The 25,897-nt window shown below is 60.2% G+C and carries 23 protein-coding genes; 14 read left to right on the top strand and 9 right to left on the bottom strand.

Annotated features, from left to right (window positions below; genetic code table 11):
* Nucleotides 1–5: 5 nt before the first annotated feature.
* Nucleotides 6–986: a 5-dehydro-2-deoxygluconokinase gene (iolC, locus tag DMZ65_RS01760; RefSeq protein ID WP_116597170.1), complete on the bottom strand. Its 981-nt coding sequence runs from the start codon at nt 984–986 to the stop codon at nt 6–8.
* Nucleotides 987–1,117: 131 nt separating this feature from the next.
* Here iolC and DMZ65_RS01755 point away from each other — a divergent pair, with 131 nt between their 5' ends.
* The 3 genes from DMZ65_RS01755 to DMZ65_RS01745 are packed head-to-tail and all read left to right on the top strand — an operon-like array spanning nt 1,118 to nt 4,318.
* Nucleotides 1,118–2,221, top strand: coding sequence for a Gfo/Idh/MocA family protein (locus tag DMZ65_RS01755; RefSeq protein ID WP_116597169.1), 1,104 nt, complete (start codon nt 1,118–1,120; stop codon nt 2,219–2,221).
* A 21-nt stretch (nt 2,222–2,242) separates the two neighbouring features.
* Nucleotides 2,243–3,133: a sugar phosphate isomerase/epimerase family protein gene (locus DMZ65_RS01750; protein WP_116597168.1), complete on the top strand. Its 891-nt coding sequence runs from the start codon at nt 2,243–2,245 to the stop codon at nt 3,131–3,133.
* Between the two features lie 51 nt (nt 3,134–3,184).
* The gene (locus DMZ65_RS01745; RefSeq protein WP_116597167.1) at nt 3,185–4,318 is read left to right on the top strand and encodes a Gfo/Idh/MocA family protein; all 1,134 of its coding nucleotides are present in this window, start codon (nt 3,185–3,187) and stop codon (nt 4,316–4,318) included.
* 33 nt (nt 4,319–4,351) lie between these two features.
* On the opposite strand, the gene DMZ65_RS01740 is transcribed toward DMZ65_RS01745, so the two are convergent.
* Nucleotides 4,352–5,353, bottom strand: coding sequence for a LacI family DNA-binding transcriptional regulator (locus tag DMZ65_RS01740; protein ID WP_116597166.1), 1,002 nt, complete (start codon nt 5,351–5,353; stop codon nt 4,352–4,354).
* 348 nt (nt 5,354–5,701) lie between these two features.
* On the opposite strand from DMZ65_RS01740, the gene DMZ65_RS01735 reads away from it, so the two are divergent.
* Complete coding sequence (locus tag DMZ65_RS01735; protein WP_116597165.1) at nt 5,702–6,328, top strand: LysE family translocator; 627 nt, start codon at nt 5,702–5,704, stop codon at nt 6,326–6,328.
* 42 nt (nt 6,329–6,370) lie between these two features.
* On the opposite strand, the gene DMZ65_RS01730 is transcribed toward DMZ65_RS01735, so the two are convergent.
* The gene (locus DMZ65_RS01730; RefSeq protein ID WP_116597164.1) at nt 6,371–7,123 is read right to left on the bottom strand and encodes a hypothetical protein; all 753 of its coding nucleotides are present in this window, start codon (nt 7,121–7,123) and stop codon (nt 6,371–6,373) included.
* Nucleotides 7,124–7,270: 147 nt separating this feature from the next.
* Here DMZ65_RS01730 and DMZ65_RS01725 point away from each other — a divergent pair, with 147 nt between their 5' ends.
* Nucleotides 7,271–8,146 (top strand): glycosyltransferase family protein, encoded by an 876-nt coding sequence (locus DMZ65_RS01725; protein WP_116597163.1) that lies wholly within the window; start codon nt 7,271–7,273, stop codon nt 8,144–8,146.
* Between the two features lie 66 nt (nt 8,147–8,212).
* Here DMZ65_RS01725 and DMZ65_RS01720 read toward each other — a convergent pair whose 3' ends face one another.
* Both DMZ65_RS01720 and DMZ65_RS01715 read right to left on the bottom strand, forming a co-directional pair.
* The gene (locus tag DMZ65_RS01720; RefSeq protein WP_116597162.1) at nt 8,213–9,592 is read right to left on the bottom strand and encodes a M20/M25/M40 family metallo-hydrolase; all 1,380 of its coding nucleotides are present in this window, start codon (nt 9,590–9,592) and stop codon (nt 8,213–8,215) included.
* A 66-nt stretch (nt 9,593–9,658) separates the two neighbouring features.
* Nucleotides 9,659–9,991, bottom strand: a complete 333-nt coding sequence (locus tag DMZ65_RS01715; protein ID WP_116597161.1) for a 5-aminolevulinate synthase — start codon at nt 9,989–9,991, stop codon at nt 9,659–9,661.
* Between the two features lie 290 nt (nt 9,992–10,281).
* On the opposite strand from DMZ65_RS01715, the gene hemA reads away from it, so the two are divergent.
* The 3 genes from hemA (at nt 10,282) to ispG (ending at nt 14,070) form a co-directional block, all read left to right on the top strand.
* Nucleotides 10,282–11,505, top strand: a complete 1,224-nt coding sequence (gene hemA, locus DMZ65_RS01710) for a 5-aminolevulinate synthase (protein ID WP_116597565.1) — start codon at nt 10,282–10,284, stop codon at nt 11,503–11,505.
* A gap of 126 nt (nt 11,506–11,631) precedes the next feature.
* Nucleotides 11,632–12,855, top strand: a complete 1,224-nt coding sequence (locus DMZ65_RS01705) for a helix-turn-helix domain-containing protein (protein WP_116597564.1) — start codon at nt 11,632–11,634, stop codon at nt 12,853–12,855.
* 84 nt (nt 12,856–12,939) lie between these two features.
* Nucleotides 12,940–14,070: a flavodoxin-dependent (E)-4-hydroxy-3-methylbut-2-enyl-diphosphate synthase gene (gene ispG / locus DMZ65_RS01700; protein WP_116597160.1), complete on the top strand. Its 1,131-nt coding sequence runs from the start codon at nt 12,940–12,942 to the stop codon at nt 14,068–14,070.
* Nucleotides 14,071–14,193: 123 nt separating this feature from the next.
* Here the strand turns inward: ispG and DMZ65_RS01695 are convergent, their stop codons facing one another.
* The 3 genes from DMZ65_RS01695 to DMZ65_RS01685 are packed head-to-tail and all read right to left on the bottom strand — an operon-like array spanning nt 14,194 to nt 16,945.
* A complete protein-coding gene (locus DMZ65_RS01695; RefSeq protein ID WP_116597159.1) occupies nt 14,194–14,883 on the bottom strand; it encodes a hypothetical protein in 690 nt (229 codons plus the stop codon).
* The gene (locus DMZ65_RS01690) at nt 14,876–15,631 is read right to left on the bottom strand and encodes a DsbA family protein (protein ID WP_116597158.1); all 756 of its coding nucleotides are present in this window, start codon (nt 15,629–15,631) and stop codon (nt 14,876–14,878) included. The genes DMZ65_RS01695 and DMZ65_RS01690 overlap by 8 nt, the downstream gene beginning before the upstream one ends.
* A 33-nt stretch (nt 15,632–15,664) precedes the next feature.
* Nucleotides 15,665–16,945 carry a M48 family metalloprotease gene (locus tag DMZ65_RS01685; protein ID WP_232824848.1) on the bottom strand — a complete coding sequence of 427 codons (1,281 nt, stop codon included), beginning with the start codon at nt 16,943–16,945 and terminating at the stop codon, nt 15,665–15,667.
* Between the two features lie 99 nt (nt 16,946–17,044).
* Between DMZ65_RS01685 and DMZ65_RS01680 the strand changes: the two genes are divergently transcribed.
* From DMZ65_RS01680 to DMZ65_RS01660, 5 genes are all read left to right on the top strand, one after another.
* Entirely contained in the window at nt 17,045–18,199 is a 1,155-nt protein-coding gene (locus DMZ65_RS01680; RefSeq protein ID WP_116597156.1) for a pyridoxal phosphate-dependent aminotransferase, read from the top strand.
* 134 nt (nt 18,200–18,333) lie between these two features.
* Nucleotides 18,334–19,560, top strand: coding sequence for an N-acetylmuramoyl-L-alanine amidase (locus DMZ65_RS01675; RefSeq protein WP_116597155.1), 1,227 nt, complete (start codon nt 18,334–18,336; stop codon nt 19,558–19,560).
* A gap of 108 nt (nt 19,561–19,668) precedes the next feature.
* Nucleotides 19,669–22,191, top strand: coding sequence for a penicillin-binding protein 1A (locus DMZ65_RS01670; RefSeq protein ID WP_116597154.1), 2,523 nt, complete (start codon nt 19,669–19,671; stop codon nt 22,189–22,191).
* A 146-nt stretch (nt 22,192–22,337) separates the two neighbouring features.
* Entirely contained in the window at nt 22,338–23,462 is a 1,125-nt protein-coding gene (prfB, locus tag DMZ65_RS01665) for a peptide chain release factor 2 (protein ID WP_116597153.1), read from the top strand.
* 180 nt (nt 23,463–23,642) lie between these two features.
* Nucleotides 23,643–24,455 carry a DUF2189 domain-containing protein gene (locus tag DMZ65_RS01660; protein WP_116597152.1) on the top strand — a complete coding sequence of 271 codons (813 nt, stop codon included), beginning with the start codon at nt 23,643–23,645 and terminating at the stop codon, nt 24,453–24,455.
* Nucleotides 24,456–24,492: 37 nt separating this feature from the next.
* Here the strand turns inward: DMZ65_RS01660 and DMZ65_RS01655 are convergent, their stop codons facing one another.
* The gene (locus DMZ65_RS01655) at nt 24,493–25,254 is read right to left on the bottom strand and encodes a helix-turn-helix domain-containing protein (protein WP_116597151.1); all 762 of its coding nucleotides are present in this window, start codon (nt 25,252–25,254) and stop codon (nt 24,493–24,495) included.
* Nucleotides 25,255–25,552: 298 nt separating this feature from the next.
* Here DMZ65_RS01655 and DMZ65_RS01650 point away from each other — a divergent pair, with 298 nt between their 5' ends.
* A complete protein-coding gene (locus DMZ65_RS01650; RefSeq protein ID WP_116597150.1) occupies nt 25,553–25,897 on the top strand; it encodes a hypothetical protein in 345 nt (114 codons plus the stop codon).

Raw genomic sequence — 25,897 nt, 5'->3', positions numbered from 1 at the left:
CCTATTCAGGGCGTTGTCGGGCCGGGATGCGCGGACAGGAACGCCTCCAGCTCGGTCGGGGTGGGCATGGCGGGCGCGCAGCCGACGCGGCCAACCACGATGGCGGCGCAGGCAGAGCCGCGCAGCACCGCGTCGCGCAGCGGCAGGCCGGCGGCAAGCGCGGCAATGAACCCGCCCATGAAACTGTCACCGGCCCCGGTGGGTTTGAGCGCCTGAACCGGATAGATTCCGGTTCGGAATTCATCGTCGGGGGTGATGGTGATCGCGCCTTCTTCGCCCATCTTGTAGATGACGATCTGCGCGGTCGTGGCTGCAAGTTCGCGCGCCTTGTCCAACCCCTTGTGGTAATCCCCGGCCATGAAGCCAAATTCCACATCATTGCCGATGATGATGTCGCACATTGCCGCGGCACGAGAATATGTTTCAGAGGCGATCTTGGCCGTGGGCCAGGAATAGGGACGGTAATCCACATCGAAGATCAGCGGCAGACCGGCGGCACCGGCAAGATCGAAGGCGTGGAAGGTTGCACTGCGCGAAGGCTCTGCCGCAAAGACGGTGCCGGTGGTCATAAGCGCGGAGAATTGCGCGTAGTCAACGGCAGCGACATCTTTTGCGGTCATCGCGAAATCCGCGGCACCGTTGCGATAGATCACCGATTGCGTGTCCTCCAGCCGGGTTTCCACGACGGCGAGTGAATTGCGGGCCTCGCCGCCCACAGGCCGGACATGGCGGCGGTCGATCCCGTAGCGATCAAGCTGGTTCAGCGCGAAACGGCCAATCGCGTCATCGGACACGCAAGTGACCAGCGCCGCCTGTCCGCCATGCCGCGTAATGGCCGCACTTATATTGGCCGAAGATCCGCCAAGCGCCGTGGTGAATTGCGCCGCGTCTTCGACCTTTGCGCCGGGCGGGTCGGCATACAGATCCATCCCGGCGCGGCCAAGCACGACAAAGCTGTTACCGCCGATGCGCTCAAGATCAGCCATCTTTCGTCCTTCATCCTTGGGTGGCACGGTTCGGAAAATCGTGCAGCAAACCGATTGCCGCTTGCAGCGTGTCGAATCCCACGATACCGTTTTTGCAACCGGTTGCAAATGGAAAGCCGTGGGAGGGTCGGATGCGGGACATCGGGATAGGGATTATCGGCGGTGGCTACATGGGCAAGGCACATGCGGTGGCGATGTCCTGCGTCGGGGCGGTTTTCGCAACTTCCCTGCGCCCGCGGCTTGAGATGGTTTGCGCCACCAGTGAACAGAGCGCCGAACGCTACAGGCAAGCTTATGGGTTTGCACGGGCGACGGCCGACTGGCGGGTATTGGTCGCCGATCCGAAGGTCGAGGCCATCGTCATCGCCTCGCCGCAAGAGACACATCGCGCTGCGGCTGAGGCGGCGTTCGAACTGGGCAAGCCGGTGTTTTGCGAAAAGCCACTTGGCGCGACGCTGGAAGACAGCCGCGCGATGGTGGCCGCGGCAGATGCCAGTGGCGCGGTCAATATGGTGGGGTTCAACTATATCCGCACCCCCGCCAGCCAATTTGCGCGCCAGTTGATCGCCGAAGGTGCCATCGGAGACATCACCTGGTTCCGGGGCGAACATACCGAGGATTTCTACGCCGATCCGCAGATCCCGGCGACATGGCGCGCACAGGGCATATCGAACGGGACGATGGGTGATCTTGCTCCGCATATGATCAATGGTGCGCTGGCGCTTGTCGGGCCAATCACGCGACTGATCGCAGAGGTCGAGACCGTACATGCCGAACGCCCCGGCGGACGCGTGACAAATGACGATCACGGTCAGATGATGTGCCGGTTTGAAAACGGAGCCATGGGGCAGATGTATTTCAGCCGCGTCTCGACCGGGCGCAAGATGGGCTACGCCTATGAGATCACCGGCACGAAAGGCGCGATCCGCTTCGATCAGGAGGATCAGAACGCCCTTTGGCTTTACCGGATGGAGGGGCCGGAGGCAACGCGCGGCTTCACCAAGATCCTGACCGGACCGGAGCATCCGGATTATGAACCCTTCTGTCAGGGGCCGGGACATGGCACCGGGTATCAGGATCAGATCATCATCGAGGCCAAGGATTTCCTGACCGCCATCGACACCGGCAAGGCGATCTGGCCGACCTTTCGTGACGGGATGGAGGTCAATCGTATCATCGCCACGGCGTTTGCGTCGTCAGACTTGAAAACCTGGCAGGACGTCTCGGCGTTCTGAATCTGTAAAGAGCTTCATCACATGACCATTCGTATCGGCAATGCGCCCTGTTCCTGGGGTATCGAATTTCCCAGCGATCCGTCTTATCCCAACTGGCAGTCGGTCTTGGATCAATGCGCGGGGGCGGGCTATCGGGGGATAGAGCTTGGCCCCATCGGTTACATGCCCGAGAACCCCGCGATCCTTGCGCCCGCATTGGCCGCGCGTGATCTGGAAATCATCGGCGGCGTTGTCTTTCAGCCGTTTCATGATCCGGCGAAATGGGACGCAGTGCAGGATGCCAGCCAGCGTACCTGCAAGGCGCTGGTCGCACATGGGGCAGAGCATCTGGTACTGATCGACAGCATCTCGCCGCGCCGTGCGCCCACGGCGGGGCGCGCGGATGAGGCGGAACAGATGGACGCGGACGAATGGGAGGCGTTTCGCGACCGCATCGCGTCAATTGCGAAACTTGGAACCGAGGAGTTTGGACTGACCGTTGCCATCCACGCCCACGCCGCAGGGTTCATGGATTTCGAGCCAGAGTTGGAGCGTCTGCTGGACGAGGTTGACGAAAGCCTCTTGAAAATTTGTTTTGATACCGGGCATCACTCTTATGCAGGCTTTGATCCGGTGGCCTTCATGGATCGCCATATGGATCGTATTTCCTACATGCATTTCAAGGATATAGATCCGGTAGTGAAGGCGGATGTGGTCGCCAGACGGACCGATTTCTATACGGCTTGCGGACAGGGTATCTTCTGCAATCTGGGTCAGGGAGACGTGGATTTCCCAGCTGTTCGGCAGCGTCTTCTGGAGGCCGGTTTCAGTGGCTGGTGTACGGTCGAGCAGGACTGCGACCCGTCCATGCCGGGTACGCCATTTGAAGACGCGCGGGCCAATCGCGAATATCTGCAATCCATCGGGTTTTAGGCGCAACACCGGGGCATAAGGCCCTGGCAACGCGCAAGGAAAGGCAATGACATGGCAAAGTTGAAATGGGGCATGATCGGCGGCGGTGAAGGCAGCCAGATCGGACCGGCGCATCGCTTGGGCGCACTGGCGGATGGTTTTTTCGAGTTCACGGCCGGCGCGCTGGATCACCGCGCCGATGTCGGAAGGGAATACGCTCGGCGGTTGGGCGTGGCCTCCGATCGTGCCTATGGGGACTGGACAGAAATGCTGGAGCGCGAACGGGCCCGTGATGATCGGGTGGATCTGGTCACGGTCGCGACGCCCAACTCGACCCATTTCGAGATCACAAAGGCGTTTCTTGAGGCCGGGTTCAACGTGCTGTGCGAAAAGCCGATGACAATGCAGGTTGACGAGGGCGAAGAGATCGTCCGCATCGCCGAGGCCACCGGCAAGATCTGCGCGGTGAATTACTGCTATTCGGCCTATCCGATGGTGCGACAGGCCCGCGCGATGGTTGCAGCGGGTGAGATTGGCAAGGTGCGTCTGGTTGTGACCAACTTCAGCCACGGTCATCACGGCGACGCCACGGATGCCGATAACCCTCGGGTGCGCTGGCGCTATGATCCGGCGATGGCGGGTGTCTCGGGCCAGTTTGCCGATTGCGGCATCCATGCGCTGCACATGGCCAGCTTCATCTGCGATGACGCGGTGGAAAAACTCTCTGCCGATTTCGCATCGACCATTGCAAGCCGGGAACTGGAAGACGATGCGATGGTCAACTTCCGTATGGGGCGCGGCACGGTCGGACGGCTTTGGACGTCATCGGTTGCCATCGGACGTCAGCACGGGTTCGATATTCAGGTCTTTGGCGAGACGGGTGGGCTGCGCTGGCATTCCGAACAGCCCAACCAGCTGATCTACACACCTGTCGGGGGGCGTACCCAGATCATCGAAAAGGGCGAGGGCGGCTTGCACGAGGATGCGCAACGGCTGTCGCGCGTGTCGATTGCGCATCCCGAGGGCTTCCCGCTGGCGGTGGCGAATATCTATTGCGATCTTGCCGATGCGATCCGGGGCGAGGTGCGTGACGGACTGCCCGGTGCGTCCGATGGGCTGAGATCCATGGCGGCCGTGCACGCCGCCGTCGTCTCTGCCAAAGCGGACGGTGCCTGGGTCGATGCCCGACCGCCGATGTTTCGCTGAAGGTAGCCGCAAGAAACCGGGTCTTCGCCCGGTTTAGGCGGGCATAGCGCGCAAGGTTCCGCGCTCGATGATGTCGCAGGCGAAGATCCGGGCCTCTGGTGGCAGGTCGGGATCCGTCAACATGCCCATGATCAGCTCTATCGATGACGCCACGATTTTCTCAACGGGCATGTGGATTGTCGTCAGATTGATATTCTGCCAGCCGGCCATCGCCATGTCGTTCAGCCCGATGATGCCAATATCATCGGGCACGGCCAGACCGCTTTCGCCGATTGCTGACAAGGCACCGATGGACAGCACATCATCGCCGCAGAAATAGGCCTGCGCAGCAGGGCCTTCCAACAGGCGCAACATCTCGTTGCGGCCCGCCGCGAAGGAATAGGCGGCGGCGAAGGAATGGCTGGCGCAAACATCGGGATGGTTGGCGATTTCATCCATGAAGCCGCCCAACCGGTCCTGGGTGGAGGTTGCGACTTCCGGCCCCCCGAGAAAGCCCACCCGGCTGTAACCGCGTGCGATCAGCGTCCGTGCCGCCATCTGACCACAGGCGAAATTGTCGATACCAACGACATGCACCGATGGGGTGCCCGACGGGCGGCCAAAGGCATGCACAACAGGTATGCCCGCATCGCGAAAGGCGCTTGAGAATCCCGGCGGCAAAGTGGAGGAGGCGACGATGACACCGTCGACGGAATATTGCCGCAGCATCTTCACAGAGCTTTGCGGGTCGGTCTCATCGGAGAGGTTCACCAGAAGCGGGCGCAGCCCCTGATCTTGAAGCGCGCGTGTGAAAAGATCAAAAACCTCCAGAAAAATCGGGTTCTTGAAGTTGTTGGACACCAGCCCGAGCAGCTTTGTCCGTCCGGTTGTCAGGCTGGAGGCCAGCGCGTTCGGGCTATAGCCAAGTTCGGCCGCGGCTTTTTCGACACGGCTGCGCATTGTGGCGGAGACCGATGCCCCGTCGGTAAATGTCCGCGACACCGCAGAGCGCGATACACCCGCGCGTTCGGCAACGTCTTTCAGGGTCGCTGCCATGGGGGGGCGGTGCTCCGGAACAGTTTCGCAAAGATTATATTAGAAGACACGACACCTATTGCAACGTGTTGCAGCAAGCTTCGGCACGGAATTAAAGGGAAACAACGTCAGAGACGTTTCGTCATGCACGCGGGATAGCTGCCCGCATCAGGGATACCGACATTTGTCAGCTGTGGGGGCGCGCGGGCCCGACCGGAAATAACAGGTGACAGTGTAATTTAATGTGCGGCTGCGAGACAAGTTCGCCAGGTTCAGATACTGGTCGCATTACATCATGTCCGATAGCTGCCAGCAACGCGTAACCTGATCGGCAGCCGGTTTTGTCAGGGCAAGTGGCAGGGGTTTTGCATGGATCTATCGACAGCGCTTCTGGGGTTTTCAGCCGCCGCCGCATTGGTCACGGTCACGCCGGGGCTGGATACGGCGCTGGTATTGCGGACCGCAGCGGTAGACGGGCAACGGCGCGCCGTGTTGGCCAGTGCCGGAATTGTCACCGGGTTGATGATCTGGGGGGTGGTCGTGGCGCTTGGGCTGGGTGCGCTGATCGCGGTTTCCGAATTGGGATACCGCGTGGTGCAGACCTTGGGTGCCGCCTATCTGATCTGGCTTGGCGGACAGATGTTATGGGCGGCACGCAAACCGGCGGCGCATAAACCCGGACGGATAGACCGTGTCCCCAATTGGTTCCTGCGCGGCCTGTTGACCAATTTGCTTAATCCCAAGATCGGTGTTTTCTACGTCAGTTTTCTGCCACAATTCGTGCCCACAGGGGCTCCGGTCGCGGGATTCACCATGCTGCTGGCATGCCTGCATGTCGGCATGAGCCTGCTATGGTTTGGCGGGCTGACCTTGGCGACGCGCCCTTTTACGCGGGCACTGCAAGGGCCGGTTGTGCCGCGTATCCTGGATGCGGTCACCGGCTTTGTGTTGATCGGTCTGGCGATAAAGTTGTTGCTTGAGAAGCGGTCTTTTTGACAGCTTTGCCAATATCTTACGCAGGGGTTTTGGCGTAAATCTTTAGCTGTTGTAGCCATAGCCCAGACCCGTCTCCATCGCTGTGTCGAGACAGGACAGCATGAATGCGCGATCCCTTGCGCTCATCTGGTTCGGCAGATCGGGGCGTGACGGGACCGAAGGCTTGAAGCGCGATCCCAGACGCTTGCTGACCGGTCGGAAAGGCGCGTCAAGCAAAGGCAGATGCAGCCCTGCGCACAGATCGGACAGGAACGCTTCGGGTGCGGCTTGCGCAGATTCGAGCCGTACGAAAACCACGCAACATTCGCGCTCTGCAAGCCCCAGAAGCCCTTCAAGTTTATGCCGCCGCAGGTCAAAAATATTGTTGAACCTGCGTCCGGTCAGCGGGTGCCGGTCCAGTTGCAGTGGAGCGCCCGCGCCGCCAAGCGCCTCGACCTGCGGGAAATAGCGCGGTCGGTCGGCAATCGTGTCCCACTCGGCCCGGATGAATGCGTCAAAGGGCAGGGATTGCATGGCGGGCGTACAGTGCCAGGGTTTGGTGAACATCGACCGCGCCCAATCTACTGCGTTGCGCACCACGCAGATCACCGCCACGTCGCGCGGAATGGCCGTCATATGCGGAAACCCGTGCTTCCAGCCAAGATCCTCGATCGGTGTCAGGCCGGTATTGCGCCCGATCAGCCGTTTGACGAAATTCGTGCCAGAGGATCGTTCTCCGAACACCTGAAACCGGGTGATCGGGGCACCAAGCCCCCGGATTTGCCATCCGGTCTGTCGAAATGCGTCGTCGGTCACTGCCGCTTGCCTTGTTTCACGCGCCGTCAGGCCATTGGTGTCACGATAGCTGCACGGGCAGCAATTTGCGATTCTCTTATACAGCGTAATCCGTTAGGTTCTTGCAAGACATCGCCTCAGCGGGCGGGCAGCGGAAGGCAGGGCAAAATGCAGACAGTGGCAGCCGCCGTGACGATGGTGCGGGATGACGCGTTTTTTCTAAAGGCGTGGCTGCGCCACTACGGCGAGGCGCTGGGGCGCGAGAATTGCTATATCGTCAACCATGGTCGCGGCGCAGAGGTGGCAGAGCTTGCCCAAGGTTGCAATCTGATTGGCATCCCCGGCGACGCGCACAAGAATTTCGATATGAAACGCTGGCGGCTGCTGAACAACCTCGTGCATGGGCTGCGCAGCTATTACGATCATGTCATCGTTGGCGATGTTGACGAGTTGGTGGTGGTTGATCCGGAAACCGGGCTGGGGCTGCTGGACTATCTACGCGATCAGCCGATCCGGCGCGTGTTGACGCCGGTCGGGCTGGAAGTGATCCACCGCATAGATAGAGAGGATGCGCCCGTTACCGACCAGATCCTTGGTCCACGTCGGCATGTCCGGCTGGCACCACATTATTCCAAGCCCTGCATCGTCAGCGTCGGCACGAAGATTGCGCGCGGCGGGCATTTTACCCAGGCCAGCAAACTGGTCACGCCGGATCCGCTGTATCTGATGCATCTGAAATTCTGCGATTTCGACAACTATGTGACAACGATGAATGCCCGGAATGCCGTCACGGCGCAGACCGGGGCGAGTGTGCAGGATGCCTCTATCGGCAGGCACTGGTTTGCCGAGGCGCGCGGCGAGGATCGCGCGGTGTTCGAAGCGTTTGCCGATCTGCCGATGGAGGAGGGGTTCGATCTGGCTTGGGTCCGCAAGCGCATGCACAGGACCTGGCAAAAGCGCGGCGAGACGGGGTATTGGCATTTCGACCGTCCGGACATTGCCAGACAATATCTGCTGCCGGATCGGTTCAACGGCCTGTTCTGAGCATTCGCCGCGCTCTTCGAGTAAGCAAGGTTGGCAGGGGTCCGTTTCGCCCCTGCCGCACAGGTTTCAGGCCTTTTTCGCCAGCGCGTCCAGAATGCGCGCCCAACTGCGTGTGCCCTTGTGAAAGCTCTCAAGGTCGTATTTCTCGTTGGGCGAATGGATCTGGTCATTGTCCTTGGCAAAGCCGATCAGCATCGCGTCCGTTCCGAGGATCTGTTTGAAATATCCTGCAATCGGAATGGACCCACCGCAGCCGGTATAGGCCGCGTCCTCTGGCCATTCGTCAGACAGCGCGCCGCGCGCGGCCTCGAATGCGGGATGGTCCGTCGACATTTGCGACGCAGGCGAGGCACCGTGACCGTGGAACTCTGCCGTGCAATCGGGCGGCAGCATCGACTGCACATAGGCGCGGAAACTTTCGCGGATGGCATGCGGATCCTGCGTGCCGACCAGACGAAAGCTGATCTTGGCGGAGGCTTGCGACGGCAGCACCGTCTTGAAACCTTCGCCGGTATAACCACCGATGATGCCGTTGGCCTCGCAGGTCGGGCGCGACCAGATCATCTCCAGCGCGCTGCGGTCCTGCTCGCCCGCCGGGTGGGACAGGCCGACATCGCCCAGAAAGCCCGCATGGTCGAAATTCAGCCCGCGCCATTGTTCCATGATCTCGTCGGGCAAGTCCGGCACGCCGTCATAGAACCCCGGCACGGTGACGCGACCCTGGTCGTCATGCAGCCCTGCGATGATGCGCGACAACACGCGAATCGGGTTGATCGAAGCCCCGCCATACATGCCGGAATGCAGGTCCTTGTCAGGACCGGTGATGGTCAGCTGTTCGCCCAGAAGCCCGCGGAGCATGGTCACGATTGATGGTGTTTTCGACTGAAACAGCCCGGTGTCGCAGATCAGCGCGACGTCGGATTTAAGCTCTTCGGCATTGTCTTTCATGAACGGCACAAGGCTGGGCGAGCCGGATTCCTCTTCGCCCTCGAAGAAGAACGTGATGCGGCAGGGCAGTTTGCCCGTGACTGTGTGATAGGCGCGGCAGGCCTCGACAAAGGTCATCAACTGGCCCTTGTCATCGGATGACCCGCGCCCGCGGATCACCTTGCCCGCGGGTGTCTCCTCGATCGTGGGATCAAACGGGTCACGATCCCACAGGTTCAGCGGATCGACGGGCTGCACATCATAATGACCGTAGAACAATACATGCGGGCCGTCGCCGTCGACATGGCCGACCACCATCGGATGGCCGGGGGTGGGGCGTTTTTCCGCCTTCACGCCGATAGAGGCGAGATCGGCCACCAGCCAGTCCGCCGCGCGATCACACTCGGCCTTGTAAGCAGGATCGGTCGAGATCGAGGGGATTCGCAGCAAATCAAGCAGGCGGTCGGTCGCGCCGTCGAGATCGGCGTCGATACGGGCCAGGACATCATCAAGTGACATGGGGGACGCTCCGTTCAAGTGAGGTTTTGCCGCAACGTATCAGCGGCGTGCCCACTGTCCAGTGCATCAAAGCGAAATCGCCACCAATCCGCCCAGCACCATCGTTGCCCCAAACGCTTGCCGAAGATTAAGCCCTTCGCCAATCCATGCCGCATAAGCGAGGATCAGCAGCGTCTCGGCCGCTACGATGATGATATAGATCACCGACAGGTCGGCCCGGCGAAGCAGCACAATCTCGGCCAGGAACGCTATGGAAAAACCGATTATTCCCAAACTGATACCGACCGGCGTAAACCCGTCTGACGCGGCTTTCATGCCGACCGTCGCGACCGCGTATCCGACAGCGGCCCCAACCACCAGAAGCGTCGCCGTCAGCGGGTGGATAAGGATCTGGGACATCGTAAAGTCCTTATGGATTTACCGAAAAGTCTTGGTGGTCAAATGGTGTTAGAGTTCGCAGAATAGGGTTTCAGTATATCTTGATCGGAGAAGCCTGGAAAGTAATGGATACCTTGCCTTTGACGGCGATGTCGGTTGCGCTTGATCTAAATCAAGGCTGCGACACCGGGTCATGGGTGAAAAGGTTGTCAGATGGACGCGCGCCCTATATCCATTCACTAACTTGAATGCGGAGCCTCTCTGCAAGCTATGCCGCTGACCGCGCCAGCGACCGAATGATGGAGGAGCCGGTGGACTACACCGCGAAGCTAGACGAAGCCCTGAATCACCTGCATGTTGAGGGCCGTTATCGTACCTTCATTGATATCGAGCGTAAGAACGGTCATTTCCCGCACGCCACATGGCGCAGACCGGATGGGTCGGAGACGCCGGTGACGGTGTGGTGCGGCAACGATTATCTGGGCATGGGCCAGCACCCGGTTATTCTGGCGGCGATGCATGAAGCGCTGGACGCGACGGGTGCCGGATCAGGTGGCACGCGCAACATTTCCGGCACCACGGTTTACCACAAGGCGTTGGAGGCCGAACTGGCCGATCTGCATGGCAAGGAATCGGCGCTGCTGTTCACCTCTGCCTATATTGCCAATGACGCGACGCTTTCGACGCTGCCAAAACTGTTCCCCGGCCTGATCATCTATTCCGATGCGCTTAACCACGCCTCGATGATCGAAGGTGTGCGCCGCAACGGCGGTGCCAAGCGTATTTTCCGCCACAATGATGTTGAGCATCTGCGCGAGCTTATGGCGGCGGACGACCCCGCCGCGCCCAAGTTGATCGCCTTCGAGTCGATCTACTCGATGGATGGCGATTTCGGTCCGATCGAAGCAATCTGCGACGTGGCCGACGAATTCGGCGCTCTGACCTATATCGATGAGGTCCATGCGGTTGGCATGTACGGACCGCGCGGGGCAGGGGTTGCGGAACGTGACCGTCTGATGCACCGGCTTGACATCATCAATGGCACGCTGGCCAAGGCCTATGGCGTGATGGGCGGGTATGTCGCCGCATCGCATAAAATGTGTGACGCCATAAGGTCTTACGCGCCGGGCTTCATCTTTACCACGTCGCTGCCGCCTGCGGTTGCTGCGGGGGCCGCAGCCTCTGTCGCGCATTTGAAGCGCGATCAAGGGCTGCGTGAACAACAGCAGACACAAGCGAAGATCCTAAAGACCCGGCTGAAGGCGATGGGACTTCCGATCATCGACCACGGTAGCCATATTGTGCCGGTGATCGTCGGTGATCCGGTTCATACAAAGAAATTGTCGGATCTTCTGCTGGAAGGTTACGGCATCTATGTGCAGCCGATCAATTTTCCGACAGTTCCCCGCGGGACAGAGCGTCTGCGCTTTACGCCGTCGCCGGTTCATGGGCCGCGCGAGATGGACGCGCTGGTTTCCGCGATGGACGCCCTGTGGTCGCATTGTGCGCTGAATCGTGCCGAACTCAGCGCCTGAGCCGTTCATCGGTGTAAATATACTTGTGATATGCTATCTTGCCCCAAATAAAGTGCGCGAGACGAATCGAGTTTTGACGCGCTAAGATATGACAAGAACCACGAACCGTGGATGGGGCAGCTGGGCATGATCGGAAGGAAACCACCTCCGGAACCGAAGCCGTTAGTAAGCGGCCCACGCAGTTTTGATGATTTCGATCTGCGTCTTGGTGATCTCATGCGCGGCGAACGCGCGACTCTCGGCAAATCTTTGCTGGATGTGCAGCGCGAATTGCGCATCAAGGCCAGCTACATCGCCGCTATCGAAAACTGCGATCCTTCCGCGTTTGATACGCCCGGTTTCATTGCGGGTTATGTGCGTTCTTACGCGCGTTATCTGAACATGGACCCCGACGATACCTTTGTGGCGTTCTGTCAGGAAAGCGAGTTCGAGACCGCACATGGCATGTCCGACCGTGCCTCCAGCATCAAGAAGCAGGAAAAACCGTCGCGTATCGGCAAGGACCCGTTTACCGAACCTGCGATGCCCTTCGCGCCGGTCGGTGCATCCGTGCTGTCGCAGATTGAGCCGCGCGCGATCGGCTCGACCTTTGTGTTATTGGCGCTGGTCGGCGGTATCGGTTACGGCGCATGGAGCGTTCTGCAAGAAGTACAGCGTGTACAGCTTGCCCCGGTTGACCAGACACCCGTTGTCTTGTCCGATCTTGATCCGATCAGTGGGGCTGCCGCCCCCACATCTGACGATCCCGCCGTGGCGGGCGTTTTTGACCCGCCTCGCAACGATGCGCTTGACCGTCTTTACCGGCCCGAGGCACTGGATGTGCCGGTGCTGGTTGCTCGGGACGCACCCATCTCGACACTCGATCCTTCGACTGTGGGGGCCTATGCGCACCGGCTCCGGAAAGACGAGGTCGAGATCCGCGAGCAGGTCGATTTTGCGATGGCCGCACCGGATGTGGAAGTGGCACCGAACGGCCCTAAAGTTCTTGAAGACGCGGTTCCAGGTGTGATGATGGTCGCCGTTCGTCCGGCATGGGTGCGGGTGCGTGCCGCTGACGGATCGGTGATTTTCGAAGGCATAATGAACGCGGGCGACACCTATGACGTGCCGAGCACGCAGAACCCCGCCTCGCTGCGCGTGGGCGATTCCGGCGCGGTCTATTTCGCCGTCAACGGGCAAACCTACGGCCCGGCAGGCCCGAATGGATCTGTTACATCAAAGGTGGCGCTTTCGATTGACCACCTGACACAGACCTATGCCGTGGCCGTGCCGAATGCCGATTCCGACCTTGCGCGTGTCGTGGCAGAGCTTAACGCGGCCGAGGTCAATCCGCTGCAACCATCTCAGTAACATCGTAGCCGGCAAGGGTGGCAAACCGCCCGGTGCCGGACTACATAGGCGCAAGGACCGTCCACAACCCGGAATCACAGTGACATGAGCCTCAACCACATCCGCCCGTGGCGTAATATCTATCGCCGCAAATCCCGTCAGATCATGGTTGGAAATGTGCCTGTCGGCGGCGACGCGCCGATCTCGGTTCAGACCATGACCAACACCGACACAACCGATGTGGCCGCCACCGTGGCGCAGGTGCAGGCCGCGGCAGAGGCGGGGGCGGATATTGTCCGCATCTCGGTCCCGGACGAGGCGTCGTCAAAAGCCTTGGCCGACATCACCCGCGAAAGCCCGGTGCCGATCGTGGCCGACATTCACTTCCACTATAAGCGTGGCATCGAATCCGCGCTGGCAGGGGCCGCCTGCCTGCGGATCAACCCCGGCAATATCGGCAGCGCCGACCGCGTCCGCGAGGTGATCGCCGCCGCGCGTGACAATGGCTGCTCCATCCGGATCGGCGTCAATGCCGGCAGCCTTGAACGGCATCTGCTGGAAAAATACGGCGAGCCCTGTCCCGATGCGATGGTGGAATCCGGTCTCGATCATATCCGCATCCTCGAAGACAATAACTTCCAGGACTACAAGATCAGCGTCAAGGCCAGCGACGTGTTCATGGCCGCGGCCGCCTATCAGGGCATCGCCGAAGCCACCGACGCACCGATCCACCTTGGCATCACCGAAGCGGGCGGGCTGGTGTCCGGCACGATCAAATCGGCCATCGGGCTGGGCAACCTGCTGTGGATGGGCATTGGCGATACGATCCGCGTGTCGCTCTCGGCCGATCCGGTCGAAGAGGTCAAAGTCGGCTTTGAGATCCTCAAATCCCTGGGCCTGCGTCATCGCGGGGTGAACATCATCTCCTGCCCCAGCTGCGCGCGCCAGGGCTTTGACGTCATTGCCACCGTGGCCGAGCTTGAAAAACGCCTCGAACATATCAAGACACCGATGAGCCTGTCGATCATCGGCTGCGTCGTCAACGGCCCGGGCGAGGCGTTGATGACCGATGTGGGCTTTACCGGCGGCGGGAACGGTGCAGGAATGGTTTATCTTGCAGGCAAGCAAAGTCACAAACTCTCGAACGCGCAGATGATCGACCATATTGTCGAGCAGGTCGAAGAGCGTGCCGCCCAGCTTGACGCCGCCGAAGAAAACGCCCACGCCGCCGAATAAGAAGACTGCGGTTTTACCCCAAACCGTCCATCTTCTTCTTGGCCAAAATACTCCGGGGAGCGCGAGGGGCTGGCCCCTCGCTCCGACCCCAGCCAAGGTCGCAATATCCCGAAAAAATTCGCGCTATCTGTCGAAATAGCGTTCCAGAACGAAGACCGGCATCTGCCCGCGGATCATCATATCGGGCAAGACATAGCTGGGCGTTTTGTCCAACCCCATGCGGTCAAACATTGCCAGATCGGCATCTGCCTCAGCGCCGTCCGGCATCACTTCCATCTCAAGACGGCCAACAATCTGTGCAGCCGTGACCCTTGGCCGTGCCATGATCGTGTTCAGCGCCAGCAAAGCGGACCCATCCTGACGACGCGCAAGCGCGCGCAACAGTCCCGGCCGTGTGTCCTCTGGTCCCACCGGCAAAAGCAGCACATTGATCCGCAAGTCGCGCCTTTCGACAAGCGCCTTCAGATCCGCCAGCACATCCGTGCAGTTTTCACAGCCCGGCTTCAGAAACACGGCCCAGACCGTACCAGCCTCCACCGAGCCCAAACCCGGCGCGTCGCGGGCAAACAGTCGCGGGGCATAGCCACCGATCAATTCAAGGTCGGCGGCTTTTTCAGCGGCATACGGATCAACCGGTGGCGGCGCGCTCAGGGCCGTCTCGACAATTTCGGGATGATCGGCAAGCACTGCCCGAAGTTCTGCCCCCAACGCCATTTGCGCGGCAGGCGTCTCGAACAGGCGTTCTGCTGCGCAGGGTGATGCGAAAAGGCTGGCGAATAGCAATGCGCTGACCGCCAGCGATGTCTCAGCCATTTTCGCGAAGCGTCTCGACCACCTGTCGCATCCCGTCCAGCGGGACATAGCCGCGCAGCATTTCGTCCTGCATGACGAAGGTCGGCGTGCCGTTGATTTGCAACCGCTGTGCCAGCGCGCGTGTCTCTTCGATCACCTTGCTTACCTCATCGGCCTGCATCTGCGCGATGATCGGGTCGGCCTCCAGGTCCAATGTATCGGCGATACGGCGCAGGGCGGTCTCTGTCACTTCGCCCTTGAAGTTCATCAGCGTGTCATAAACCGAGGCATAGGCTTCGTCGCCGGCGATTTGCTTGGTCGCAATGGCAAAGCGCGACGATGTCACGGAAGCCTCGCCAAGGATCGGGAATTCCTTGACGATGTAGCGGATATTGCCGTCGCTGCTGACCAGTTCCTTGACCTCTTCATGCGCCTTGCGGCAATAGCCGCAGCGGTAGTCCAGAAACTCGACCAGCGTCACATCGCCTTCGGGATTGCCACCCTCCCACGAAAATCCGTCATTGAAGAGCGCTTCGGCATTGACCTCGACCATCGTGCGATCGTCCATCGCGGCCTGTTCCGCCTGACGCGCTTCAAGCGTGTTGACCGCCTCGATGATGATTTCCGGGTTTTCCAGAAGATAGCTGCGCACTTCCTGGCGAAAGGTGTCACGCTCGGCATCGCTCATCGAGGTGATGTCAAAGGCCATTGCGGGGGCAGCCAGCGCCATCCCAAGGACAAGTGTGGAAGCGGCGAGGGGATATTTCATGTCATTCTCCGATCGGTATGTCTGAGGTCGGGGCTACCGTTTTGTGGCGCGTTCCGCGGTCAATAGCACATCCTGTGCGCGTTGCCATGGGCCGGACCCACGCGGCAACAGGTCTACGGCACGTTTGGCGTGCAGCCCTGCGTCTTTCATGCGCCCTTGAAGGGCATAGCGTTCCGCCGTGACCACAGAGGCCATACCGGTCTGGCCGGTCTTGGCGTAGGCCACCGACAGGTCGCGCAACACCCGCGCGTCGCGCCAGTCGCGGTCGCGGGCCTTTTCCAGCGCCGACAGGGCATCGCGGGGACGATCAGCCGCCAGCAGGGCGCGGCCCAACCCGCCAAGGATCAACGCATTGCGCGGGGCAAGCTTCGAGGCCTGCGCATAGGTGTTGACGGCGCCAGCCGCCTGCCGACTCTCCAGCAGAATCTGCCCCTTGAGGTCCATGTAGAACGGATCGCGCGGGCGCAGCTTCAACGCGCCGTCAATGCTGGCAAGTGCGTTTTTCAGATCCGACTGGCGGTGATGGGCTGCGGCTTGGCGCATAAGCGCGATGTCCTGCGTGGCGCTGTCCTTCGCGCGCCGCAGCGTCCATCCCGGCGCGCGGGTAAAGGCCGACAGCTTGCCCTGCGCGCGGGCAAACCAATAGAGCGCGGCATTGCTGTCGGGCAAGTCCTTGCCGTAGGCCGCAACAAACCCCTGCATGGCGCGCATCCGGTCGCGGTTCAATGGATGCGACCGCATATAAGGATCCTGACGGCTGACGCTTAACGCCTCTTGGCCCTTGAACATCTCATGCACTTCGACGGCACCCTGTGGGTTGACACCGGCACGCACCATATAGCGGACAGAGCTTTGATCGGCAGAGGCTTCCTCGGCGCGGCTATGGCTCAGCAGCACCCGGAGCGCAGAGGATTGCGTGCCTATGGCGACACCGGCGGCGGCCTGACCGCCACCCGCCGCAGCCGCAGCCGCGGCAAGGATCATGCCAAGGCCTGCCGCCGTCCGGGCGCTGGCGACATTGCCGGCCCGGCGCGTCAGGTGCCCGTTGGTGATATGAGCGGCTTCATGCGCGATGACGGCTTGCAGGGAGCGCGCATTGGGCAGTTTCAGCAGAAGGCCAGTGTGGATGAAAATGTGCTGCGTGTCCGCCACAAAGGCATTCAGCGACGAATCATTGACCAAAATCACCCGCACCTGTGCCGGGCTCAGCCCCGCTGCGCGCAGGATCGGATCTGCAAGTTGCGCCAAAGCGTATTCAATATCGGCATCCCGGATCAGCGACGCCGCCCGTGCTGGCACGGCTGCAAGCGCCATGACACCGACCGCGAGGCAAAGAGTTTTTATCAGATGCATTGACGCCCCGGTGTTTCGCTCGAATAAGAGCCTCTGGATGCACAGTTTAGGGATGTTGCGATGCAGAACTCAAGGCGTGGAGCGGTCGATCCCTTCATTGTGATGGACGTGATGGAGGCCGCGCGGGCGGCCGAGGCTGCCGGACGCAGCGTGATCCACATGGAGGTCGGCCAGCCCGGAACGCCCGCGCCGGAAGGCGCGCGGCGCGCATTGGCAAAGGCACTGGAAGAGGACGCGTTGGGCTACACAGTGGCTTTGGGCCTTCCCGCGCTGCGCGCCCGGATCGCGAAGCTTTATGGCGAATGGTACAACGTAGACCTCGATCCTGCGCGGGTCGTGGTGACGCCGGGATCTTCGGGCGCGTTTCTTTTGGCATTCACCGGGCTTTTCGATGCGGGCGACCGTGTCGTGCTTGGCAAGCCGGGATATCCGTCCTATCGGCAAATCCTTCGCGCACTGGATCTTGAACCGGTCGAGATCGAGACGAAGCCGGAAAACCGCTTGCAACCCGTGCCTGCCGAATTGCGCGATACGGCATTTGACGGGTTGCTGGTGGCCTCACCGTCAAACCCGACCGGGACCATGCTGAACAAGGACGCGATGGAAGCCCTGGTCGGGCTTTGCGCCGACAAGGGCGCGGCCTTTATCTCGGACGAGATTTACCACGGCGTCGAATATGAGGCGAAGGCGGTCACGGCGCTGGAAGTGTCCGATGATGTCGTCGTCATAAACTCGTTCTCGAAATATTTCAGCATGACCGGATGGCGGGCGGGTTGGATGGTTGTGCCCCCCGGCATGGTCCGACAAATCGAAAGACTGGCGCAGAACCTGTTTATCTGCGCACCGCATGCCTCGCAGGTGACGGCGCTTGCGGCGATGGATTGCGAGGAAGAGTTGCAAGGCAATCTTGCGGTCTATGCCGCCAATCGAAAGCTGATGCTTGAGGGGCTGCCAAAGGCCGGATTCGACCGGATCGCACCACCTGACGGGGCCTTCTACATCTATGCGGATGTGTCGCATCTGACCGATGACAGCCGGGCATTCGCGGCAGAGATTCTCGACGGGACAGGGGTGGCGGTGACGCCGGGGCTGGATTTCGATCCGGCCAGAGGGGCGGGAACGCTGCGCTTTTCCTATGCCCGGTCGACCGCCGACATCATCGAAGGTCTGGCGCGGCTGCAAACCTACATGGCCACACGTCAGCAGAAACCGTAAAGCGTTTCTGCCATAGGGCAGAAAACCTCGCTTCCGTGGTGGGGGATCTGCGGCAATTCATCTCGCGCCTGTGTGGTAGGAAAACCAGGCCTGTCGGGCGTATGGGTGTGTTTCAACCGCACGGGAAGAGACGGATGAGCAGTTTGAGAACATGGACCGCCGCGTTGTTTCTGGGGGTGCTGGCACAGGTTGGGTTTGCTCAGGATCTGACGGCGCCTGTCCGGCTGGATCCGCGTAACAGCGTGATACAGAATCGGCTATTTGGCGGGGCCAATGTTGACCTGACGCTCAGCAAGGGCGTGCCGTACCGGGTCTACACGCAGAGCCAGCCAAACCGGATGGTAATTGATCTCGAAGATGTCGATTTGGCAGGCGTAGATCCCGACGCATTGTTGGATTCCGGCAGGTTCTCAAGCCTTCATTTCGGGCCATCGCGGCCGGGCTGGTCGCGTCTGACGGCCCGGATGGCGCGGCCGATGATCGTGGCGCAATCGGCCATGACAATCGACGCAGGCACCGGCGCGGCGCGGCTGCATGTCCGCCTGGACAATGCCGATCAGACGGATTTCGATGCGCGGGCAGACGATGTGCAAGACCCGAACCGGAATTTGCCAGCCTTCGCAGAGGTGCAACAATTGCAAGATCGCAGCGATGCCCGGTTGCTGCGGGTTGTGCTTGATCCCGGCCATGGCGGGCTTGATCCAGGGGCAGAAGCGGATGGAACGACCGAGGCGCGATTGATGCTGACGCTTGCGCGCGAAGTGAGGGAAACGCTTCAGCGTGCGGGTGGATTCGAGGTGATCCTGACGCGCGATTCGGATGTTTTCATCTCGCTCGAGGCCCGCGTGGACATCGCGCATGACGTCGGGGCAGATGTGTTTATCTCGCTGCATGCCGACGCGCTGGAAGAGGGGGTGGCGCGGGGTGCGTCGGTCTATACGCTGGCCGAAACAGCCTCGGATGCCGCCAGTGCCGCGCTGGCACAGCGCCACGACCGCGACAACCTTCTGTCGGGGCTGGACCTGACAGATGCGGATGATCGGTTGACCAATGTCCTGATAGATCTTGCACGGCTGGACAATGCGCCGCGTTCGCGGGCGCTGTCGGGCCATTTGGTGACAGGCATCCGCAACGCAGTGGGCGAGGTGTACAAACACCCGCAGCGGCAGGCCGGGTTTTCGGTACTGAAGGCCGCCGATATCCCCTCTGTCCTGATCGAGGTGGCGTTCCTGTCCACCTCGGGAGAGTTGCGAAAACTTCGCGATCCGATGTGGCGGGCCAACATGGCGGCAGGGATCCGCGACGGGCTGAGCGCCTGGGCGGCAGAAGATGCCGCAACGTCACAGCTGCGCCGACGCTGACGCCAGCCGCGTTTTGGGGGAAACGCGCGCATCTTCAGGTGGATGTGTTTTGACCCTTTGCAGGGCTATGTATAGAAAGTCACAACAATCAGACAGGGGGCCGCTCGCGTGCTCAGGTTCATCCTATCCTTTTTTGGCGGTATTTTCAGCGTTCTGACGCTGGGCGCGATGATTGTCGCGCTGAGCCTTGGTGCGATTTTCTGGATTTACGGCCGCGATTTGCCCAGCCACGAATCCCTCGCGCAATACCGCCCGCCGACGATCAGCCGGATCTATTCAACCGAAGGCCGTATCATCGACGAATTTGCCAAGGAACGTCGCCTGTTTGCCCCCGCCGAAGAGATTCCGGACCTGGTCAAGCAGGCGTTCATCTCCGCCGAGGACAAGAATTTTTATGAACATCAGGGCTATGACCTGCGCGGCATCGCCTCGGCTGCCTATGATGCGGTGCGCAGCCGTGGCCGCGACGTGCGCGGTGCCTCGACCATCACCCAGCAGGTGATGAAGAACTTCCTTCTGTCCGGCGACCGCCAGCTGGAGCGCAAGATCAAGGAAATCATCCTTGCGACCCGGCTTGAGGCGACACTGACCAAGGAAGAGATCCTCGAACTCTATATGAACGAGATCTACCTCGGGCAAAACTCCTACGGCGTGGCCGCTGCCAGCCAGACATATTTCAACAAGCCGCTCAGCGACCTTGCCCCGCATGAAGCCGCGTTTCTGGCCTCATTGCCCAAGGCACCGTCGGATTATCACCCGGTGCGCCGCAAGGAGCGTCTGACCCAGCGCCGCGATTTTGTCCTGAAAGAGATGTATGAGAACGGCTATCTGACGCAAGCCGTCTACAAGCAGGAAGTCGCGCAACCGCTGCGCTCTGTCCAGAATGGCGATTTCGAGAGCTTTCAGGCGCAACTGCCGCCCCGCGATTACTTCACCGACGAGATTCGCCGCCAGTTGCAGGATGATTTCGGCGAGGGCGAGTTCTTTTCCGGTGGCCTGACCATTCGCGCCACGCTTGACCCGGAAATGCAGGTCGAAGCCGCCGAGGCGCTGCGGCGGCAGCTGGAACAGTATGACCGGGGGCTTGGGCGCTGGCGCGGATCAGGCAAGACGATTGCAGCCGACAAGCTGAACAGCGAAGAGGCATGGCGTGCCGCGCTTGCCGATGTGCGGGTCGCGCGCGACATTGATCTGGAAGCGGTCTGGCATCCGGCGGTGGTTCTGGGCATCGAAGACCAGCAACTGCGCCTTGGCATCGAAGGTGTCACGGAAACGGCGGAAGAACCTTTTGTCGTGCCGCGCAAGGACATCTCCTGGATCAAGGGCAACTTCTTTGACAATTTTGAAGTCGGCGATGTGGTGCATGTGCGCCGCATGGTCGAGGACGGCTCTGGTGCCTTCATCCGCTGGACGCTGCGACAGGTGCCGCAGGTGCAGGGCGGGTTCATGGCGATGGACGTGAATACAGGCCGCGTTCTGGCGATGCAGGGGGGCTTCAGCTACCAGCATTCGGTGTTCAACCGCGCCACACAGGCCAAGCGTCAACCGGGGTCGAGCTTCAAACCCTTCGTCTATGCCTCGGCGCTGGATTCCGGTTATACGCCGGCCACGATCATCGTGGATGCGCCGATTGAGATTAACACGCCTCAGGGGGTCTGGCGGCCCAAGAATGCGTCGAACCAGTTTTATGGCCCCACACCCCTGCGCACCGGCATCGAACGCTCGCGGAACCTGATGACCGTTCGTCTGGCGCAAGAGGTCGGCATGAACGTGGTCGCAAGCTATGCCGAGCGGTTTGGCGTATACGATCATCTGCAACATGTCTTGGCCAATGCTCTGGGTAGTCAGGAAACGACGTTGTTCCAGATGGTCGCGGCCTATGCGATGTTCGCCAATGGCGGAGAGCGGGTCGAACCCACGCTGGTGGACCGGGTGCAGGATCGCTATGGCGAGACGCTTTACCGGCATGACCAGCGCGTCTGCGAGGATTGCGCCGATCCCTCCATTGCTGCAAATCGCAGCCCGCGCATCACCTCCAACCGCGAACGGGTCATGAATGCCGTGACGGCCTATCAGCTGACCTCGATGATGGAAGGCGTGGTGGAGCGCGGGACGGCCTCCAGGGTGGTCAATCTATCCGTTCCCACGGCGGGCAAGACCGGGACGACCAATGACGCAAAGGACGTTTGGTTCATCGGCTTTACCTCCAACATCGTCGCGGGCTGCTATATCGGATATGACCAGCCGCGCAGCCTGGGGCGCGGGGCGTCGGGCGGCGGCTTTTGCGGCCCGGTATTCCAGCGGTTCATGACAAAGGCCGTGGAAAAATACGGCGGCACCGCGTTCAAGGTTCCCAATGCGTGTCAGTTCATCAATATCGACCGCACGACCGGTGCGCGCCTGTCGGATAGCGCACGCGGCGTGAATGTGGTTTCAGAATGTTTCCGCCAAGGCGAAGAGCCGATCTTCGGCATCCAGTTCGACGGCGGCTTTGCGATGGGATCAAACTTTGACCTGATCAGCCCGACTGGCGGCAGCACGTCGCGTGAGGTTACCACCTCGACCGGCAAGAAGGCGATTGTCGGCCCCAAGGCGACCTTCGGCTCGATGAGCTCAGGCGGGCTGTATTAAGAGACAAGATGTTGCGGGCGACGGGCGGTCCCGTTTGCCCGCGGCGCTTGAGGCGCTGAACCGGCGGGCGGATGTGCGGCCCGTCTTGTCCCGCCTCGCAACGCTTGCTATCACGCAGATCTGACACAGACAGGCAAGGGTCCCTCATGCGCGCAGACGTTCAGAATACCGTCGAGAAGATCGAGAAATCGCTCGAGCTTTTGCGGCAGCGAATGAATTGGGAAACCGCGCCGCACCGGTTGGAAGAATTCAACGCGCGCGTTGAAGACCCGGACCTGTGGAATGATCCCGATGCCGCACAAAAGCTGATGCGTGACCGTCAGATGCTGGTCGATGCCTTTGACACCCACAACGCCATCCAGCAGGATATGCGCGACAATATAGAGATGATCGAACTGGGCGAGATGGAAGACGATCAGGAGGTCATCTCTGACGCCGAGGACGCCCTGCGCAATCTTGAAAAGCGGGCCGCCCAGAAAGAGCTGGAGGCACTGCTGGACGGCGAGGCCGACGGCAACGACACGTTTCTGGAGATCAACGCAGGGGCAGGTGGCACGGAATCCTGCGACTGGGCCGCGATGCTGGCGCGGATGTTTGTCCGCTGGGCCGAAAAGCATGGCTACAAGGTCGAATTGCAATCGGAATCTTCTGGCGACGAAGCGGGGATCAAATCCGCGTCCTACAAGATTTCCGGTCCCAACGCTTATGGTTGGTTGAAGTCGGAGTCGGGTGTGCACCGGCTGGTGCGGATCTCGCCATTTGACTCCGCGGCCAAACGGCATACTTCATTCTGTTCGGTCTGGGTCTATCCGGTGGTCGATGACAATATTGATATCGAGGTCAACCCGGCTGACATTCGCGTCGATACCTACAGATCGTCCGGCGCAGGCGGACAGCATGTCAACACCACCGATTCCGCGGTGCGGATCACCCATACCCCCACGGGCATTGTGGTGACGAGTTCGGAAAAATCCCAGCATCAGAACCGCGATATCGCGATGAAGGCGCTGAAATCACGGCTTTACCAGATGGAACTGGACCGCCGGAACGCCGCCATAAACGAGGCGCATGAGGCCAAGGGCGATGCCGGATGGGGCAATCAGATCCGGTCATATGTGTTGCACCCCTACCAGATGGTGAAAGATCTGCGCACGCAGGTCGAAACCTCGGACACCAAGGGTGTGCTGGACGGGGATCTGGATCAGTTCATGGCGGCGACGCTTGCGCAGAAGGTATCGGGCAAGAGCCGGTCAGAGGCGCAGGGCGAATAAATTGCAAGGGCTGTCTGCGCGACCGACGTCATGCAGTTGAGTATTTGGACCAAGAAGAAGCGCAGGGCGCGCGGATGCGACAATCGTGGTTGGGACACAGCCGATGCCTCTTGATCCTTGCGTGATTTGACGCTCCAATAGATCTGGAAACAGCGCGCGCACCTATTGGGGGATGGCCTTATGCCAGAGACGCCACAATTGGGCTTGCCGCCCTTTGGTCCGATCGAGTTTTCCATGTTGAGAGAGGCGCTGAGGCGCGGCTTTTCCGATATGCTTCGGGCGCCGGGCTTTGCGCTGGTCTTCGCGGGGGTCTATGTGTTGGGCGGTTTGACAATGGCCTGGATCACCTGGACAACCGGAACCACGTTTTGGCTCGTGCTGGCAACGATCGCCTTTCCATTGCTTGGCCCTTTCGCGGCCGTCGCATTTTATGACGTCAGTCGCCGTTTGGAGCAGGGACAACCGCTGGACTGGATGCAGATCGTCAGCGTCATCTTGCGGCAGTCACGCCGTCAATTGCCGTCGATCTGCGCCATCATCGTGATGGTTTTCCTGTTCTGGTTCTTTCTTGCGCATATGATCTTTGCGCTGTTTCTGGGGCTGAGCACGATGACCAATGTCTCAAGCTCGGTTGAGGTGTTTGTGACGACTCGCGGGCTTGCGATGCTGACCGTCGGGACATTGGTTGGGGCGGGCTTTGCCCTGTTGCTTTACATGATCACGGTGATGGCGTTGCCATTGTTGCTGGACCGGGAAGTTGATTTTGTGACGGCGATGATTACGAGCTTTCAGGTGGTCGCCCAGAACCCGGTGCCGATGCTGTGCTGGGGCGGGTTTATCGCGGCACTGACCTTTGTCGCGATGTTACCGGGGTTTCTGGGTCTGTTCTTGGTGCTGCCATTGTTGGGGCATGCCACCTGGCATCTGTATCGGCTGACGGTCGAGCGCGGAATAGCGGCTGAGGGAGGGACGGGCGCATTAGTGTCTGCATGACGCCGATTGCATCGTGGCGCGCCCCGCGCCCCCGACGCTACCTGAACGGATCGTTCACACGCAGATGGGTGCGGTGATAGGTCAGCAGATCTTCGGCGCGCACGAAGCCCGAGCCTCGCGCCGCTTTCAATACATCCCGCAGATTCTGACCAAGATGTTCATAGACCTGACGCGCAACGCGGCGGCCGGACATTGATTCGCGCACTGTTCTTGTTGCGTAACCGATCCAGAAATTATTCTCGAACGAGGGTTCGCGCGCGAGGAAGTTGAACGAAAAGGTAAGCGAGTTGCGGCGGCTGATCAGTGACGCGACGCCGCCTTCCTGGGGCACCATGAAACCGCGGAATTCCCGCGTTCGCGCGTCGGTGCTGAGACCCTGCTGGCGCATTGCCTCTTTTGCTTCGTAGCCACGGATAAACGTGTAATCGTCCTCGCGGTAGACATAGACCAAGCCTTGCACGAACATCTCGTCATCCGTGAAGCTGCGCCGGGTGAACCGATAGAAACCCGGCGGAAACATGGCTTCGTCAACCTTCGTGCTGCCCGCGCCGACAAAATCCGCGATCTCGGGATGGTTCAAAAGGTCGTGCTTCACCGTGCTGATCTGAGAGACGGGTTCCAGAAGGATGCGCGCATCAACCCTGAAGAAGCTGCAAATCCTGTGCAGGACGTCCGGGCGTGGAAAGCTTTCGCCGGTGAGGTATCTGTTGAATTGCGTCCGGTTGATCCCCAGATCCCTGCATAGACCTGAGATCGACGCGGCTTCTTTGGTCAGCTGACGCAGGTTGGCACCCAGCATGTTGCGTAAATCGGACGGACTTGGTGCTGGATGTCCATTTCTCTTAGGCCTCGCCATCGGCTATTCACCCTCGGGTTGATTTGATAGATCGTAATTTAACCAATAGTTCTAAACTAATCATTTATACAGTAATGATTGACGTCATACAGCATCACATCTGTTGCTATATGGCACCAACTCTGAAGCCAAACGACACAAAAAGCAAGACCACGACGCTTGTAAAATCATGTGCAGCCGCATCGAATTGTTCGAAACTTAAGAAAAGTTCGAAGGTATAGTAAAAATGAGCTGTAAAAGCATGTTTGGAGTTGTTTTGTGGAGTGACGCGAAGGATCGCAAGGCGGTGATCTGGTGCGAGGATCACGGCGATCTGGCGTATTATGTCGGTGCCGACCAAAGTGCCTTGGACGGTGTGTCACTTGATGCGGGGGATTTGATACAGTTCGATATGCGTCAGGATGCGCATCTGCGTCTGGCGCGTAATCCGCAACTGGTGGTGGAGCAGGAATATCCTGATCTGGCAAGCAAGCTGTCCGCGCCGGTGGCACCCAGAACTCGGCAGCGCAACATGGACAGATTTGTGGCGAAGGCGTCGAACGTTGTGTCGATCGACACCTTCCGTGGCACTGTGGCGATGGCCTGA

This window comes from Primorskyibacter marinus (assembly GCF_003313245.1).
Lineage (GTDB): Bacteria > Pseudomonadota > Alphaproteobacteria > Rhodobacterales > Rhodobacteraceae > Primorskyibacter > Primorskyibacter marinus.
The sequence above is the reverse complement of the archived record's forward strand: the minus strand, read 5'-3'. Positions and strand labels throughout refer to the sequence as shown.